This window comes from Streptomyces sp. SS8, assembly GCF_054072955.1.
Map to the genome: position 1 here is coordinate 336,549 of NZ_JBSVCZ010000001.1, position 14,747 is coordinate 351,295.

The 14,747-nt window shown below is 72.8% G+C and carries 13 protein-coding genes and 2 tRNA genes; 10 read left to right on the forward strand and 5 right to left on the reverse strand.

Annotated features, from left to right (window positions below; all coding sequences use genetic code 11):
- Positions 1-232: 232 nt before the first annotated feature.
- Positions 233-871, forward strand: a complete 639-nt coding sequence (locus tag ACW69E_RS01400; RefSeq protein ID WP_457496321.1) for a hypothetical protein — start codon at positions 233-235, stop codon at positions 869-871.
- A tRNA-Lys gene (locus ACW69E_RS01405) sits at positions 862-935 on the forward strand. The genes ACW69E_RS01400 and ACW69E_RS01405 overlap by 10 nt, the downstream gene beginning before the upstream one ends.
- A 108-nt stretch (positions 936-1,043) precedes the next feature.
- On the opposite strand, the gene ACW69E_RS01410 is transcribed toward ACW69E_RS01405, so the two are convergent.
- The gene (locus ACW69E_RS01410) at positions 1,044-2,312 is read right to left on the reverse strand and encodes a M6 family metalloprotease domain-containing protein (RefSeq protein ID WP_457496322.1); all 1,269 of its coding nucleotides are present in this window, start codon (positions 2,310-2,312) and stop codon (positions 1,044-1,046) included.
- 468 nt (positions 2,313-2,780) lie between these two features.
- Between ACW69E_RS01410 and ACW69E_RS01415 the strand changes: the two genes are divergently transcribed.
- On the forward strand, positions 2,781-4,553 hold the full coding sequence (locus ACW69E_RS01415; RefSeq protein ID WP_457496323.1) for a putative bifunctional diguanylate cyclase/phosphodiesterase: 1,773 nt from the start codon (positions 2,781-2,783) through the stop codon (positions 4,551-4,553).
- Here the strand turns inward: ACW69E_RS01415 and ACW69E_RS01420 are convergent.
- From ACW69E_RS01420 to ACW69E_RS01430, 3 genes are all read right to left on the reverse strand, one after another.
- The gene (locus ACW69E_RS01420) at positions 4,523-5,677 is read right to left on the reverse strand and encodes an LLM class flavin-dependent oxidoreductase (RefSeq protein WP_457496324.1); all 1,155 of its coding nucleotides are present in this window, start codon (positions 5,675-5,677) and stop codon (positions 4,523-4,525) included. The genes ACW69E_RS01415 and ACW69E_RS01420 overlap by 31 nt on opposite strands.
- A 77-nt stretch (positions 5,678-5,754) precedes the next feature.
- Entirely contained in the window at positions 5,755-6,549 is a 795-nt protein-coding gene (locus tag ACW69E_RS01425) for a maleate cis-trans isomerase family protein (protein ID WP_457496325.1), read from the reverse strand.
- A 91-nt stretch (positions 6,550-6,640) separates the two neighbouring features.
- Complete coding sequence (locus ACW69E_RS01430) at positions 6,641-7,594, reverse strand: maleate cis-trans isomerase family protein (RefSeq protein WP_457496326.1); 954 nt, start codon at positions 7,592-7,594, stop codon at positions 6,641-6,643.
- Between the two features lie 235 nt (positions 7,595-7,829).
- On the opposite strand from ACW69E_RS01430, the gene ACW69E_RS01435 reads away from it, so the two are divergent.
- Positions 7,830-8,834 (forward strand): D-2-hydroxyacid dehydrogenase, encoded by a 1,005-nt coding sequence (locus tag ACW69E_RS01435; RefSeq protein ID WP_457496327.1) that lies wholly within the window; start codon positions 7,830-7,832, stop codon positions 8,832-8,834.
- Positions 8,831-10,375, forward strand: coding sequence for an amidase (locus tag ACW69E_RS01440; RefSeq protein WP_457496328.1), 1,545 nt, complete (start codon positions 8,831-8,833; stop codon positions 10,373-10,375). Before ACW69E_RS01435 ends, ACW69E_RS01440 begins: the two co-directional genes overlap by 4 nt.
- Here the strand turns inward: ACW69E_RS01440 and ACW69E_RS01445 are convergent.
- A complete protein-coding gene (locus tag ACW69E_RS01445) occupies positions 10,372-10,872 on the reverse strand; it encodes a DUF3830 family protein (protein ID WP_237876782.1) in 501 nt (166 codons plus the stop codon). The genes ACW69E_RS01440 and ACW69E_RS01445 overlap by 4 nt on opposite strands.
- Positions 10,873-11,005: 133 nt before the next feature.
- Between ACW69E_RS01445 and ehuB the strand changes: the two genes are divergently transcribed.
- The 5 genes from ehuB to ACW69E_RS01470 all read left to right on the forward strand — a co-directional run bounded on the left by ehuB (position 11,006) and on the right by ACW69E_RS01470 (position 14,731).
- Positions 11,006-11,962, forward strand: a complete 957-nt coding sequence (gene ehuB, locus ACW69E_RS01450; RefSeq protein WP_457496329.1) for an ectoine/hydroxyectoine ABC transporter substrate-binding protein EhuB — start codon at positions 11,006-11,008, stop codon at positions 11,960-11,962.
- Positions 11,959-12,714, forward strand: coding sequence for an ectoine/hydroxyectoine ABC transporter permease subunit EhuC (gene ehuC, locus ACW69E_RS01455; RefSeq protein WP_457496330.1), 756 nt, complete (start codon positions 11,959-11,961; stop codon positions 12,712-12,714). The genes ehuB and ehuC overlap by 4 nt, the downstream gene beginning before the upstream one ends.
- On the forward strand, positions 12,711-13,361 hold the full coding sequence (gene ehuD / locus ACW69E_RS01460; RefSeq protein ID WP_457496331.1) for an ectoine/hydroxyectoine ABC transporter permease subunit EhuD: 651 nt from the start codon (positions 12,711-12,713) through the stop codon (positions 13,359-13,361). Before ehuC ends, ehuD begins: the two co-directional genes overlap by 4 nt.
- The gene (gene ehuA, locus ACW69E_RS01465; protein ID WP_457496332.1) at positions 13,351-14,166 is read left to right on the forward strand and encodes an ectoine/hydroxyectoine ABC transporter ATP-binding protein EhuA; all 816 of its coding nucleotides are present in this window, start codon (positions 13,351-13,353) and stop codon (positions 14,164-14,166) included. The genes ehuD and ehuA overlap by 11 nt, the downstream gene beginning before the upstream one ends.
- Positions 14,167-14,657: 491 nt before the next feature.
- Positions 14,658-14,731: transfer RNA gene (locus ACW69E_RS01470), tRNA-Lys, on the forward strand.
- The last annotated feature ends 16 nt before the right edge of the window (positions 14,732-14,747 follow it).

Sequence of the window (14,747 nt, forward strand, 5' to 3'; positions counted from 1 at the left end):
GGCGGCGTCAGGTGCGTGCGATCGCGGGGCGGGGGGCCGGGAGCGCGGCGTGGGGGCGCCCCGGCCGGAGCCGGGGAGGGAATGCATGGCACCACCCCGCAGGCGGGACTTCCGGACCACGCCCTAAGCCCGCGGCATATGCGGCGCGGAAGATACCGGACGCAGCCGCGCCGCGTCCCGTTTTCGCGGATTTCCAGGGGTGGTACACAGGTTGCCGGTAGATGTTGTGCACATGAGCGATCCCGCCGCCTATGTGACCCCTGCCGGAGCCGAGTGGCTCGCCTCCTCGAGCGCCTTCCCGCGCAGCGTCCACGCCCTGTGGGCGGGGCGCCCGGGCCTCCCGAGCACCCTGCCCTGCGGCACCGCCTTCGACGTGGTCAGCGCCGGCACGCTGTTCGGCCGCCGGATGCTGGACCGGCTGTGGACCGCGGGGCCGGGCACCGGCCCGGTGGCGCTCCACGCGGGCCGGATGCTGCTGTTCGCCGAGCCCGGCACCGCCCAGCGGCTGCCGGCCCTACTGCGCTGGCGGGAGTGGCGCGGCTCGTCAGCCCCGGCGGACACGGGCGGCACCGGTGGCACGACCGGCGCGGTCGGCGCTGCGGAAACGATCCCTCCGCTTCTGTGCTACGGCCTCGGCGACGCCGTGACCGTCCCTCCGCCGGTGCCCGGCGAGGGCTGCCCGCCCACCACCCGCTGGCTGGTCGCCCCGGATGTCCGGAAGCCCTGGCTGCCGGGTGCCGAGGCGCTGCTGTGGGCCTGTGTGCGGGCCGTCCGGGAGGGCGGCCGGGGGCTCACAGGCAGCCGTGATCAACCGATTTCCGCTCCCTCGGACCAGGGTGCTAAGGTTTACCACGTCAACAGGCGCCGCTAGCTCAGTTGGTTAGAGCAGCTGACTCTTAATCAGCGGGTCCGGGGTTCGAGTCCCTGGCGGCGTACAGACAGCCGGAAGGCCTCCGCGGAAGCGGAGGCCTTCCGGCTTTCCCGTGTGCGGCCCGGCCGGGGGCGGGGCCGCCCCGCCCCCGGTCCCGCTCACACCACCCCGCTCACGCCGTTCCCGGGCCCGGCACTCCGCTGACGGTGACCTCCACCCGCCAGCCCCGCTCGGTGCGGTCCACGACCTCCACGCGCACGGTACCCGTGTCCACCTCCACCTCCATGGCCTCTCCCGGGCCCAGCGGCGCGTCGGCCAGCGGCGGGTACACCGAGAGGCGGTGGCAGGCCCCGGTGCCGGGATGGCCGTCGACCACCTTGACGGGGCCCTGCGCCGAGGGGACGTCGTTGCGCACCCGGTAGACCAGTACGCCGCTGGTGCAGGAGGTGACGTCGTTGCCGCCGGGCTCCCTCGCCTCGATCGCCAGCACCTCGCCGCGGCCCGTGCGGACCGCGACCAGCCGGGTGTCGGACCCGCCGGCCGGCCCGTCGCCGTCCGGGGAGGCGATCGCCCTCAGGGTGTGCCGGCTGGTGCCGGACTCGGCCCGGCAGTCGACCCGGCCGCCGTCCAGCCAGCCCAGCTTCCACTTGTGCCAGCCGAAGGGGTCCGGGGAGAGCCCGAACTGGCTGCCCATGATGTCCCAGTCGCCGACGTGGGTGTCCCAGTCGCCGTCGTCGTCCTCGGGCTGGTGGTAGAGGTCGGGCAGGTCGAAGATGTGCAGGGTCTCGTGGGCGAGGACGTTGCGGTCCGGCGGCTGCTTCTCGAAGACCGTCACGACCCGGTGCAGCTCGGTGCCGTCCACGGTGATCGGCTCGTCGAGGTTGACGACCTTGGTGGCGTCGGAGTTCACGCCCGGCGCGTCGGGGTCGGCGACGAGGTAGACGATGTCGTAGTCGCCGAAGTCCACGTGCGGGTCGGCCGCGGCGACGGCGTCGTGGAGGTAGGCGCCGCGCAGGTCCGGCTCCCAGTCGCGCTGTATCCCGTAGGCCCGCGAGTCGGCCGCCATCTCCAGCCAGCGGGGCGTCACGTGCGGGCGCAGCGTGAACTTCCCGTAGGAGGCCCGTTCGAAGAAGTCCGAGGTCTCCGGGAAGTAGTCGGCGGCGAGCCCGCGGGGGGAGGCCGCGGGCCGGGCCTCGGGGAAGGAGAGGAAGACCATCAGCGCGTCGAGCTCCCCCACCGGCCGGGGGTAGGCCGGGTGCCAGGTGTCCAGGCCCTCGGAGTGGTGGAGTGCGGTGCGTTCCAGTGCGCAGGAGTCGGCGCCCGCCGCGGCGGCGACCGGCCCGGTGACCAGGCTCGTGCCGACCAGCGCGGAGAACGCCGTGAGCACCGCCCCGGTCCGGCGGGAGCGGGGGCCCGGCCAGGAGCCGCCCGGCCGGGGCACGGGCTCGCTCCGTCCCCCTCCGGTCCACTCGGCCCTGCGCGTAAACCGCACATCGTCCTCCCGCGGTGGTGTCGGGGCACGGCGCCCCGGGGAGGGGCACGGCACCCACTGTGTGCCTTCTCGTGCCCGCGTGCCCCGTTCCGCTACGCCGTACGAGTGAGACCCCACAGGATCACCGTGCGTAACAATCGGTCATCATCGGTCGCCTGCGGGAAGTTGCCGCGCAGGAACGATCAGCCGCTCGAAAATGCGTCCCAGGAGTCCGCCGCACGGATCCGGAACACTCCGCGCGACACTGGCTCGGCCGCCCGATAAGCCTCTATGATCGGCACATTTCCAGGGCGGACACCCCCACGACGACCACCGGCCCGCCGCCCGGGCCACCCAGACGAGACGAGTCCCCCGCGGGAGCGATCGGTGAATGGACCACTCGACGGACCGGGCAGGAAACCGGGTGACAGTCCGGGCATGACGACGCCCGCCGTGACCGAGAGTGACGATCCCGCGAGCCCTCGGGCTTCCGCGCCCCCCGGCCCTCCCCTCCACCCGGCGGACTACCGCACCGCCTTCGAGGCCGCCGGCCTGGCGATGGCGGTGATCGACGGCGAGGGGCGCGTCCTGGCCGCCAACCACGCGCTCGGGCAGCTGCTGGGCTCTCCCGCCGCCGAGCTGTCCGGCACCCCCGTCGCCTCCCTGACCGGACTCGGCATCGACGACCGGGCCCGCGACGAGTGCCAGGCCGTGCTGGAGGGACGCAGCGGCTTCATGAGCTGCACCCGCCGCCTCAAGCACGGCGACGGCCGCTCGGTGTGGGCCAGGGTCACCGTGGTCCCCACCGGCGGGCCGGCCGCACGGCCCGGACGGCGGCGCGGCGCCGCCCTGCTGTCGGTCGCCGACATCAGCGAGCGGTGCGACCTCCAGGAGCGGCTGCGCCATCTGCAGATGCACGACGCGGTCACCGGGCTGCCCAACCGGTCCCTGTTCTTCGAGCGGCTGTCCACCGCGCTCGCCGAGTCCACCACCGGCCGGATCGGGCTGTGCTACCTGGACCTGGACGGCTTCAAGGCCGTCAACGACACCCTCGGCCACCGGGTCGGCGACCGGCTGCTGGAGGCGGTCGCCGACCGGCTGCGCCGGTGCGCGGAGCCGGGCGGGCATCTGGTGGCGCGGCTGGGCGGCGACGAGTTCGCCCTGCTCGCCGAGGCCTCCACCGGCACCCAGCCGCTGACCGAGCTGGCCGAGCAGCTGCTCGCCGCCCTCCAGCAGCCGTTCGACCTGGCCGGTCAGCGGCTGGCGGTCTCCGCCAGCATCGGGGTGGTGGAGCGGCCCGCCGCCGGGACCACGGCCACGGAACTGATGCAGGCCGCGGACACCACGCTCTACTGGGCGAAGGCCGACGGCAAGGCCCGCTGGACGCTCTTCGACCCCGAGCGCAACGCCAGCCGCATGACCCGTCAGGCGCTGTCCAGCACACTGCGTCCGGCGCTGGAGCGCGGCGAGTTCACGCTGGAGTACCAGCCGATCGTCTCCCTGCACGACGACACGCTCACCGGGGTGGAGGCGCTGGTGCGCTGGCGGCACCCGAGGCTGGGCACCCTCGCCCCCAACCGGTTCATCGGGCTGGCCGAGGAGAACGGCGCCATCGTGCCCCTGGGCCGCTGGATCCTGGCCGAGTCGTGCCGCCAGGCCCGGCGCTGGCAGCTGGAGCAGCCCGGCCGGCCGCTGTACGTCAGCGTCAACGTCGCCGTGCGGCAGGTGTGGGACTCGGATCTGGTGGCCGACGTCGCGGCGATCCTGGAGGAGACGGGGCTGCCGCCGGGGCTGCTCCAGCTGGAGCTGACCGAGTCGGCGGTGATGGGCTCGGCGGGGCGGCCGATCAAGGCGCTCCAGGCGCTGTCCGACATGGGTGTGCGCATCGCGATCGACGACTTCGGCACCGGCTACTCCAACCTCGCCTACCTCAGCAGGCTTCCGGTGCGCGGGCTGAAGCTGGACGGAACGTTCGTCCGCGGCTTCCGCACCGCCCGCTCCCTCAACCCGGCCGACGAGACGATCGTCACCTCTCTGGTGCAGCTCGCCCACAACCTCGGGCTGACGGTCACGGCCGAGTGCGTCGAGGGCCCGGCCCAGGCCGACCGCCTGCGGCGGATCGGCTGCGACACCGGCCAGGGCTGGCACTACTCCAAGCCGGTGCCGGCCGACCGCATCAGTCAGCTGCTGGTGGCGGACGGCAGCCCGTAGGCGTCGGCGATCAGCCCGTAGCTGCGCAGCCGCGCCCGCGCCCCGTGCGACTGCGAGGTGATCATCAGCTCGTCGGCTCCGGTCCGCTTGACCAGCGCGTCGAGGCCGTCGCGCACCTGCTCCGGCGTGCCGTACACCACGTTGGCCAGCCAGCCGCGCACGAAGTCGCGCTCCAGCTCGCCCATGCCCCGCTCGTACTCCCCGGCCTCCTCGGGCGTGGGCACCAGGCCGGGACGCCCGGTGCGCAGCCGCAGCATCGACAGGGCGCCGGTCATCACCTGGCGGTGCGCCTCCCTCTCCTCCTCCGCGGCCAGGGCCGAGACGCCGATCAGGGCGTACGGCTCGTCCAGCACCTCCGAGGGCCGGAAGGAGGAGTGGTACAGCTCCAGGGCGGGGAGGGTGTTCGCCGCCGAGAAGTGGTGGGCGAAGGCGAAGGGCAGGCCCAGGCTCCCGGCGAGCTGCGCACTGAAGCCGGAGGAGCCCAGCAGCCACACCGGCGGCCGGTTCGCCGCCTGCACCCCGCCGGGCACGCTTCCCTGGACGGGGCCGGGGACGGCGTGGATACGGGCGTAGGGGTGGCCGTCGGGGAAGTCGTCGTCGAGGAAGTGGATCAGCTCGGCGAGTTGCCGCGGGAAGTCGTCGGCCGCCTCGTGCGGCCGCTCGGTGCGGCGCAGCGCGGCGGCCGTCGCCCCGTCGGTGCCGGGGGCGCGGCCCAGGCCCAGGTCGACGCGGCCGGGGGCGAGCGCCTCCAGGGTGCCGAACTGCTCGGCGATCACCAGGGGCGCGTGGTTGGGCAGCATCACCCCGCCCGAGCCCAGGCGTATGGAGGCGGTGTGGGCCGCCAGGTGGGCCAGGATGACGGCGGGCGAGGAACTGGCCACCCCGGGCATGGAGTGGTGCTCGGCGACCCACAGCCGGTGGTAGCCCCGGCTCTCGGCCAGTTTCGCGATCTCCACGGAGGTGCGCAGGGCGTCGGTGGCGGTGCGGCCGGCGCCGACGGTGGCCAGGTCGAGCACGGACAGCGGGACGGGGGCGGTGCCCCGCGCCGTTCCCCTGACCGGGTCGCCGCCGTCCCCGCCCGGCTGTCCGCCGTTCCTCGCCTCCGCGTCCTTCACCGGGTCCATCGCGGGCCGCCTCCTCGTGGTGCTCTTGCGGCGCGGGATGTCCGCGCCGCAAGAGCACAGCCCGTACGGACCGCCCGTTATTCCCGCATGAGCAGCGGCTCCGCGAGCGCCCGGCCGTCGAACAGCGCCCCCAGCGCCGGGCAGGAGACCGTGCGGTCCAGCAGCCGCAGCCCCTCCCAGACGGTCACCTGGTTGGCGGTGAGCACCGGCTTGCCCAGCGCCGCCTCCAGTTCGGGGAGCCAGGCGGCGGTGTGCAGGGCGGTGTCGGGCAGCAGGACGGCCTGGGCTTCCGGGTGGTCGCCCGCGCGGGCCAGCGCGAGCACCTCCTCGCGGCCCCAGGTGCCGACCTCGGCGGCGGTGACGATCCCGGCGCCGCGCACCGACACCACCTCGGTACCCGCCGCCTTGAGGAAGGCCCTGAAGTGCTCGGCCACGTCCTCCGGATAGGTGGCGGCGACGGCGACCCGCTCGGCCCCCAGGGCCCGCACGGCGTGGGCGAAGGCGAAGGAGGTGCTGGAGGCGGGCAGCGCCGCGGCCGAGGACAGCTCGCGCACCTGCTCGTGCGCCCCGTCCCAGCCGAAGACGAAGCTGGCGCTGGTGCACGCCCACACCACCGCCTGTACGCCGTGCTCGCACAGCCTGCCGACCTCGGCCGACAGGCGGGCGGTGGAGCCCATCTCCAGCAGCGCGTCCACGCGGTGCGCGTCCTCGCCGATGTCGGTGTGGACCAGCGGCAGCCGGACGGAGCCCGCGGCCTCGCCGAGGATCGCCTCCAGCCGGGGGTACTCGTCCTCGGCGGAGTGGCCGGGATAGAGGAAGCCGACGACGTCCGCCGTCCGCTCCGCCCGCGCCGTCTCTTCCGTCCGGTCCATCCGGTCCTCCTGTTCCTCGGTCCGCTGTGCGGTCTCCCGCTCGGTCTCCTCGCCGGTGGCGGCGCCGTCCCCGCGGCGGGGCGGCGCGGTGTCACAGGGGCGGCGGCCCGCCCGGTTCGTCCGGAAAGGGCGGCGGCTCCGCGCCCTCGGCCGCCTCCGGTTCGGCCCCGGCCACCGCGGGCTCCGGCTCACGCTCGGCCGACGGTCCGGGCACTCCCGCGGAACTGCCCAACTCCGTTACGTCGTCCGGGTGCAGGGGCGGTACGGGCGGCCCCGGCGGCAGGGACGACATGGACGCCGGGCCGCGCCGGGCCACGGGGTCGAGCAGCGCCTGGTAGGGGCCGACCGCGTCCTTGCCGATGCGGCGCAGCGCCGACCAGACGGTGACCTGGTTGGCGGAGAGCACCGGCATCCGCAGCTCCGCCTCCAGCTGCGGGATCACGTCGTAGGTCGGCAGGTTGGTGCAGCTGATGAACAGCGCGTCGGGCGCGTCCACCACGGCCTCGCGGGCCATGTCCACCACGTCCCGGTACGGCACCCGCCAGATCTCCCGCGTCAGCCCCAGATAGCTGCGGCCGGTGACCTCGATCCCGGCCTCGCCCAGAAAGGCCTCCAGGGAGTCGGTCACCGACCTGGTGTACGGGGTGACGACGGCGACCCGCCGCGCGCCGAGCTCCTCCAGCGCCTCCAGGAGGGCGCCCGAGGTGGTGAGGGAGGGGACCTCTCCGGAGAGTTCCATGGCCGCGCACATGGCCCGCTCCCCGACCGTGCCGCCCACGAAGGAGCCGGAGGTGCAGGCGTACGCCACCACTTCCGGCGCCACCGCGCACAGCGCCTGGACGGCCTCCCGCAGCGTCTCGTGCTCGCTGACGAGCCTGGCCAGGTCCAGGCTCACCTCGACGGGGACGAACGGAGTGCGGGTCAGATGGAGGGAGACGTCGTCGGGGATCCACCGCCACAGTTCGCGGTCGAGTGCGAAGTCGAAGGGGGCGACGACACCGACTCCGCGCTGCGGATGCGGACCGCCGAGGAACGAGACATCCATGAGCACCCCTTGAAGAGGGTAGGGGCGGCCAAGGGCCGTTGACGGAGGAAAAACCGGCGCGAGAGAGCCGGGACGCCGGGACAGATGCCTTCGTTGACGAAGGTAGTTACAGGTCCCTACCGTGGTCAATCCGTCCGTCCGTCCGTGCGTCCGTACGGTGCTCCGGATCTCTTCGCGCCGGGCCCAATACTTCTCCTCCTCCGTTGCCCCCTCGTTGCGAAACGGTTTTCCGCCCATGTCAGAAACGACTGTTCCGGCCGGCGTCCCCACCCTCGGTGTCCTCGGCGTCCCCGGCGGCGATCGGCCGAACCTGGAGCGCCTGTCGGGGCGCGCCCGGGTGGAGTACGCCGACGAGGCGTCCCTGGCCGCCCTGCTGCCGGCCGTGGACGCACTGCTGGTCTGGGATTTCACCTCCGACGCCGTACACCGCGCCTGGCCCGGCCCGGGCCCGCGGCCGGGCTGGGTGCACACCGCGAGCGCCGGGGTCGACCGGCTGCTGAGCTGTCCGGAACTGGCCGGTTCCGAAACGGTGATCACCAATGCGCGGGGGGTCTTCGACCAGCCCATCGCCGAATACGTGGCAGGTCTCGTCCTGGCTTTGGCCAAGGATTTTCACGGCAGTTGGGAATTGCAGCGGCAGCGGCGCTGGCGGCACCGGGAGACAATGCGGCTGGCCGGAACTCACGCGATTGTCGTAGGTTCGGGCCCAATCGGCCGGGCAATCGGCCGCACACTCATGGCACTGGGTGTCGAAGTGGAACTCGTGGGGCGCAGGGAACGGCCCTCGGATCCGGAATTCGGCCGAATTCACGCCAGTGGAAAGCTCGGCGCCCTCCTCCCCTCGGCCGACTGGGTCGTGTGCGCGGCGCCCCTGACCGAGTCGACCGCGGGGATGTTCGACGCCGCCGCCTTCGCCCGGATGAAGCCGACGGCCCGTTTCGTCAACGTCGGACGCGGCGCCCACGTGGTGCAGGAGGACCTGGTCGAGGCGCTGCTCTCGCACCGGATCGCGGCGGCGGCGCTGGACGTCTTCGCCGACGAGCCGCTGCCCTCCGACAGCCCGCTGTGGGACGTCCCCGGCCTGCTGGTCTCGCCGCACATGAGCGGCGACACCGTCGGCTGGCGCGACGACCTCGCCCGGCAGTTCTGCGACAACTTCGACCGTTGGACGGCGGGCGAGCCCCTGTTCAACGTCGTGGACAAGAAGCTCGGTTACGTCCCGGACAGGAGCGCGCCATGACCGGCACCACCGACCCGGCCGGCCTCACCGGCCCGACCCGCCCGAACGGCCCCGCGGATCCGGGCGGGCTCACGGACCTGACCGCCGCCCGGCTGGTGGAGGGTTACGCCCGCGGGGAGTTCACCCCCGTGGAGGTGACCCGCGCCGTGCTGGAGCGGACAGAGCGCATCCAGCCGGCGGTGAACGCGTTCGTCCGGATCGACGCCGGGGCGGCGATGGAGCAGGCGCGGCGGTCCGCCGACCGGTGGCGGCGCGGGGAGCCGGCCGGTCTGCTGGACGGGGTGCCGGTGTCGGTGAAGGACATCCTGCTGCTGCGCGGCGGCCCGACACTGCGCGGCTCGTGGACGGTCTCCGCCGACGGCCCCTGGGAGGAGGACGCCCCCTCGGTGGCACGGCTGCGCGAGCACGGGGCGGTGTTCACGGGCAAGACCACGACACCGGAGTTCGGCTGGAAGGGCGTCACCGACAGCCCGCGGCACGGCGCGACGGGAAACCCGTACGCCCCGGGGCACACCGCGGGCGGCTCCAGCGGCGGCAGCGCGGCCGCGGTGGCGCTGGGGGCCGGGCCGCTGAGCCTGGGCACCGACGGCGGCGGCTCGGTGCGCATCCCGGCCTCCTTCTGCGGGATCTTCGCGCTGAAGCCGACGTACGGGCGGGTGCCGCTGTACCCGGCCAGCGCCTACGGAACGCTCGCGCACGTCGGTCCGATGACCCGTGACGCGCGGGACGCGGCGCTGCTGATGGATGTGATCACCGGACCGGACGCCCGCGACTGGTCGCAGCTCGGGCCGGTGCCGGGCAGCTTCCGCGACGGCCTGGAGGGCGGGGTCGCCGGCCTGCGGGTGGCCTACTCCCCCGACCTCGGCGGCCGGGTGGAGGTGGACCGCGAGGTCGCGGCGGCGGTACGGCGGGCCGCGGAGGCGCTGGAGGGGCTGGGCGCGCGGGTGGAGGAGCGCGACCCGGGCCTGCCCGACTGCCTGGAGGCCTTCCACACCCTGTGGTTCAGCGGTGCCGCCCGGGTGACCCAGCATCTGGACCCCGAGCGGCGCGCGCTGCTGGACCCGGGCCTGCGGGAGGTGTGCGAGCAGGGCGCGGCCCGCAGCGCGCTGGAGTACCTGGCGGCGGTGGACGTGCGGATGTCGATGGGCCGGCTGATGGGCGCCTTCCACACGGAGTACGACCTGCTGGTCACCCCGACGCTGCCGGTCACCGCCTTCGAACTGGGCGGCGAGGTGCCGCCGGGCTCGCCGTACACCCGCTGGACGGGCTGGACGCCGTTCACCTACCCGTTCAACATGACCCAGCAGCCCGCGGCGTCCCTGCCCTGCGGGGTGGACGGCGGCGGGCTGCCGATCGGGGTGCAGCTGGTGGGCGCGCGGCACGCGGACGCGCTGGTGCTGCGCGCCGCGCACGCGCTGTACGAGGCGGGGGCCGCCGACGTCCCGCCGCCCCCGGCGCTCGCGTCCGGCCCGGCTTCCGGTTCCGCGTCCGGTTCAGCGTCCGGCCCGGCTTCCGGTTCCGCGCCCGGCCTGGTGTCCTAGGCCCGCCGGAAGCTGAGACTCTCGCCCAGGGCCCCGGCCCGCCACAGGTCCTGGCAGGCGTCGGCCATCCGGTCCAGCCCGTCCACCACCGCCCCCCACACGATCCCGGGGACCCAGCCGGCGTCGCCGTTGATCAGCAGGTTGTTGCGCTCGTAGAACAGGGCCAGGTCCACCACGGTCGGCCTGCCCCGGTGCCCCGCCTCCGCCTCGTAGCCGTAGGAGGAGGTGCCGAGCTGGACGTCGGTGAAGGTGAAGTAGCACAGGTCGCCGGGGATGGGCGTGATGGTGGGGTTCTCCAGCGGCGGCTCGGCCGGGGCGAACGTGGGCAGGAGTGTGTAGATCTCGTTGCGCGCGTACTTGGCGTGGTAGACGTCGCCGCCCAGCGGAAGGGCGTTCCACACCGCCTCGCAGGTGATGGGCGCGCGGTCGTCGAGCAGTTTCGCCGTGCAGCTCACTCCTCGCTTGTCGAGTGATACTTCGATGAAACGGTCTGCCATTTCGGCTCCTGTCCGTCGATTTCCCTCCCAATACTGACGCAGCGGCCGGGCCCGGCCGTCAACACCGCAACGGCCGCATCAAGGGCTGGAAACGGTGGGCATATTTTTCGTTGATCGGGGTAGTGGCGCGCCCATGGCTCCACCACAAGGGAACGAGACAGGAAAATCAGGCACAGGCGACAGCCTCGGTAACCGGACGAGACCCGTCCGGGGGATAAGCCGCCGCGCGATGCTGGCGGGCCTGGGCGCGCTGGGCGCGGCGGGCACGATCGGCGTGGCCGGATGCAGCCGGGTACCCGACGCCGGGAAGGCCGGCGAGGGCAACCTGCTGGAGCGCATCCGCGCCCAGAACACCGTGCGGGTGGGCATCGCCGGCGAGGTCCCCTACGGGTACATCAACGACCAGGGCGAGTTGACCGGTGAGGCGCCGGAGATCGCGAAGGTCATCTTCAATCGGCTGGGGGTGGAGAACGTCGTCCCCGTTCCGACCGAGTTCGGTTCGCTGATTCCGGGACTCCGCTCGCAGCAGTTCGATGTGGTCTCCGCGGGCATGTACATCAATCCCCAGCGCTGCGAACAGGTGATCTTCGCCGATCCCGAGTACGTGATGCTCGACGCGTTCATCGTCCCCAAGGGCAATCCGAAAGGGCTGAACAATTACGAGGACATCGTCCGCACCGGCGCCAGGATGGCCACCGGCACCGCGTACGCCGAGATCGACTACGCGGTCGCGGCCGGCGTCCCCCGGGACGAGATGCTGATCCTGCCCGACCAGGTCGCCGGACTGGCGGCCGTCGAGCAGGGCCGCGCCGACGTCTTCGCGGGCACCTCGCTGACCGTCCGCCAGGTGACGGAGCGCAGCAACCGGGCCGAGTCCACCGAGCCCTTCCAGCCCATGGTGGACGGCGAGCCGGCGATCGGCGCGGGCGGCTTCGCCTTCCGGCCCAGCGGCACCGTGCTGCGCGACGCGTTCAACCGTGAGCTGCGCAAGCTCAAGGAGAGCGGTGAGCTGCTGGAGATCATGCGGCCCTTCGGTTTCACCGAGGACGAGATGACCGACCTGACCGCGAAGGAGCTGTGCGCATCATGACCTGGGGCCTTTGGGAGTCCTACATGCTGCCCGGCATCTGGATCACCATCCAGGTGACGGTGTACAGCGCCGCGCTGGCCGCGGCCGTCTCCTTCACCGTCGGGATCCTGCGGTCCTCACCGCTGTGGATCGTCCGCTTCCTGTCCGGCGTCTACTTCGAGATCTTCCGCGGAGCCTCGGCGCTGGTGTTCATGTTCTGGCTGTTCTTCGCCCTGCCGATCGCCTTCGGCTGGCAGCTGGTCCCGATGTGGGCGGGTGTGCTGGCGCTGGGCCTGACCTACGGCGCGTACGGTTCGGAGGTCGTACGCGGCGCGCTGGCGGCGGTCTCCCCCGCCCAGCGCGAGGCGGGCATCGCGCTGAGCTTCACCCGTATGCAGCGGCTGCGGCGCATCGAACTGCCCCAGGCGTGGCCGGAGATGGTCCCGCCCTTCAACAACCTCGCCATCGAGCTGCTGAAGGGCACCGCGCTGGTCTCGGTCATCAGCGTGGCCGACATGACCTTCGCGGCGAACCTGATCCGCTTCACCACCAACGAGAGCGCGCCGATCTACACACTCCTGCTGGTGATGTACTTCGTGCTCGCCTTCCTCATCACCCGCGTCATGCGGCTGGTGGAGCGGAAGGCCAAGGCCGGGATCGGGCAGGCGCCGCCGCCGGGCGGCGGGCTGCTGGGCGGCCTGCGCCGCCGGACGAAGACCGCCGACCCCGTCACCGGGACGGCCGCCGCGGGCACCCCGGGGGGTAATCAGTGAACTGGGACTGGAACGTCGTCGAGGACTTCATGCCGCGCTTCTGGGACGGGGTGCTCGTCACCCTCCAGGCGCTGGTGCTGGGGTCCCTGCTGGCCTTCACCCTCGGTCTGGTGTGGGCCGTCGCGCAGCGCTCCTCCAAGGTGTGGGTCCGGACACCGGTGACCGCGGTCACCGAGTTCATCCGCAACACCCCGCTGCTGGTGCAGCTGTTCTTCCTCTTCTACGTGGTGCCCGAGTGGGGGCCGGCCATGTCCCCGCTGACGACGGGTGTGATCGGCCTCGGTCTGCACTACTCGACCTACACCGCCGAGGTCTACCGGGCCGGCATCGACGGTGTGCCCAAGGGGCAGTGGGAGGCGGCCACCGCGCTCAGCCTGCCGCCGGTGCGCACCTGGACGGCCGTGATCCTGCCGCAGGCGATCCGCCGCGTGGTGCCCGCGCTGGGCAACTACGTCATCGCCATGCTGAAGGACTCGCCGCTGATCGCGATCATCGGCGCCTTCGAGATGCTCGGCGAGGCACGCGCCTACGGCTCCGAGACCTTCCGGTTCCTGGAGCCGATCACCGTCGTCGGCATCGCCTTCATCCTCATCGCCTACCCGGCTTCCCTCCTCATCCGAGCCCTGGAGCGTCGTCTTGTCCGCTGACACCCCGCGTGAGAACGCCACCACGAGTACCGCCGCGGACGGCCGCGAACTGATCCGCTTCGACAAGGTGACCAAGCGCTTCGGCGACCACGTCGTCCTGGACCAGCTGGAGTTCGACGTCTCCGCCGGGAAGCACGTCACCCTCATCGGCCCCTCCGGGTCGGGCAAGACCACGATCCTGCGGCTGCTGATGACCCTGCTCAGGCCCGACGAGGGCACCATCACCGTCGACGGCGACTACCTCACCCACGAGGAGAGGGGCGGCCGGCTCGTTCCCGCGGGCGAGAAGCACACCCGCGAGGTCCGCAAGAAGATCGGCATGGTCTTCCAGCAGTTCAACCTCTTCCCCAACATGAAGGTGCTGCGCAACATCACCGAGGCACCCGTCCACGTGCTGGGCATGGGCAAGGACGAGGCCGAGCAGCGGGCGCGCGAGCTGCTGGAGATGGTGGGGCTGACCGAGCACATCGACAAGTACCCCACCCAGCTCTCCGGCGGCCAGCAGCAGCGCGTGGCCATCGCCCGCGCGCTGGCCATGCGCCCGAAGGTGCTGCTCCTGGACGAGGTCACCTCCGCGCTCGACCCGGAGCTGGTCGCCGGGGTGCTGGACGTCCTGCGGGACATCGCGCACACCACCGACATCACCATGCTGGTGGTCACCCACGAGATGAACTTCGCCCGGGACATCTCCGACGACGTGCTGATGTTCAACGAGGGCAAGGTGATCGAGTCCGGTCCGCCGGAGAAGATCTTCAACGACCCCGACCACGAGCGCACCAGGGAGTTCCTGAGCGCGATCCTGTGAGGAGGATCCTCCGGGGCGCGCCGCCGCGCCCGTCCCTCCCGTCCGCCTTCGAACATGCTTCGGGGAGCGGACGGGAGGCCGGTGCTCTGTGCGGGGACGGCGTACGGCCGCCGGCCGCCACGCATCCGAGGACCCGGTGACCCCCGGGCGGGTGTCGCACCGCGAGCGGTCACCCGCCCGAGGGGGCACCGTGGCGCTGCCGCACTCCCCCGGGGACCCCTGCCCCGAGCCGCTCCCGGAGCACCGCCCGGACCGGGGGCACCGCCCGTCCGCGCAGCCCCCGCACCCCGCGCCCGGCTGCGGCGGGCCCCGGGGCGCCGGGCGAGCAGGCCGCCGGGGTGCTGATCCCGCTGTCCCTGTGAGACGCGCCGGGGTGCGCGGCCGGGGCGCGTGGTCGGGAGCACCTCGGGGAGCGGGTAGTATGGTTCCCGACAGCGCGCTCCACGAGATCGCCGGGATCTTCACGGCATCACCGGAGTCGCTGCCCGTATGCGCCGCTAGCTCAGTTGGTTAGAGCAGCTGACTCTTAATCAGCGGGTCCGGGGTTCGAGTCCCTGGCGGCGTACGGAAGGAGAAGGGCC

What these genes read in the sequence shown, in the direction of transcription:
- ehuC (WP_457496330.1), top strand. Translation starts at nt 11,959, where the DNA reads ATGACCTGGGGCCTTTGGGAGTCCTACATGCTGCCCGGCATCTGGATC.
- ACW69E_RS01420 (WP_457496324.1), bottom strand. Translation starts at nt 5,677, where the DNA reads ATGGACCCGGTGAAGGACGCGGAGGCGAGGAACGGCGGACAGCCGGGC.
- ACW69E_RS01435 (WP_457496327.1), top strand. Translation starts at nt 7,830, where the DNA reads ATGTCAGAAACGACTGTTCCGGCCGGCGTCCCCACCCTCGGTGTCCTC.
- ACW69E_RS01445 (WP_237876782.1), bottom strand. Translation starts at nt 10,872, where the DNA reads ATGGCAGACCGTTTCATCGAAGTATCACTCGACAAGCGAGGAGTGAGC.
- ACW69E_RS01400 (WP_457496321.1), top strand. Translation starts at nt 233, where the DNA reads ATGAGCGATCCCGCCGCCTATGTGACCCCTGCCGGAGCCGAGTGGCTC.
- ACW69E_RS01430 (WP_457496326.1), bottom strand. Translation starts at nt 7,594, where the DNA reads ATGGATGTCTCGTTCCTCGGCGGTCCGCATCCGCAGCGCGGAGTCGGT.
- ehuB (WP_457496329.1), top strand. Translation starts at nt 11,006, where the DNA reads ATGGCTCCACCACAAGGGAACGAGACAGGAAAATCAGGCACAGGCGAC.
- ACW69E_RS01425 (WP_457496325.1), bottom strand. Translation starts at nt 6,549, where the DNA reads ATGGACCGGACGGAAGAGACGGCGCGGGCGGAGCGGACGGCGGACGTC.
- ACW69E_RS01415 (WP_457496323.1), top strand. Translation starts at nt 2,781, where the DNA reads ATGACGACGCCCGCCGTGACCGAGAGTGACGATCCCGCGAGCCCTCGG.
- ACW69E_RS01440 (WP_457496328.1), top strand. Translation starts at nt 8,831, where the DNA reads ATGACCGGCACCACCGACCCGGCCGGCCTCACCGGCCCGACCCGCCCG.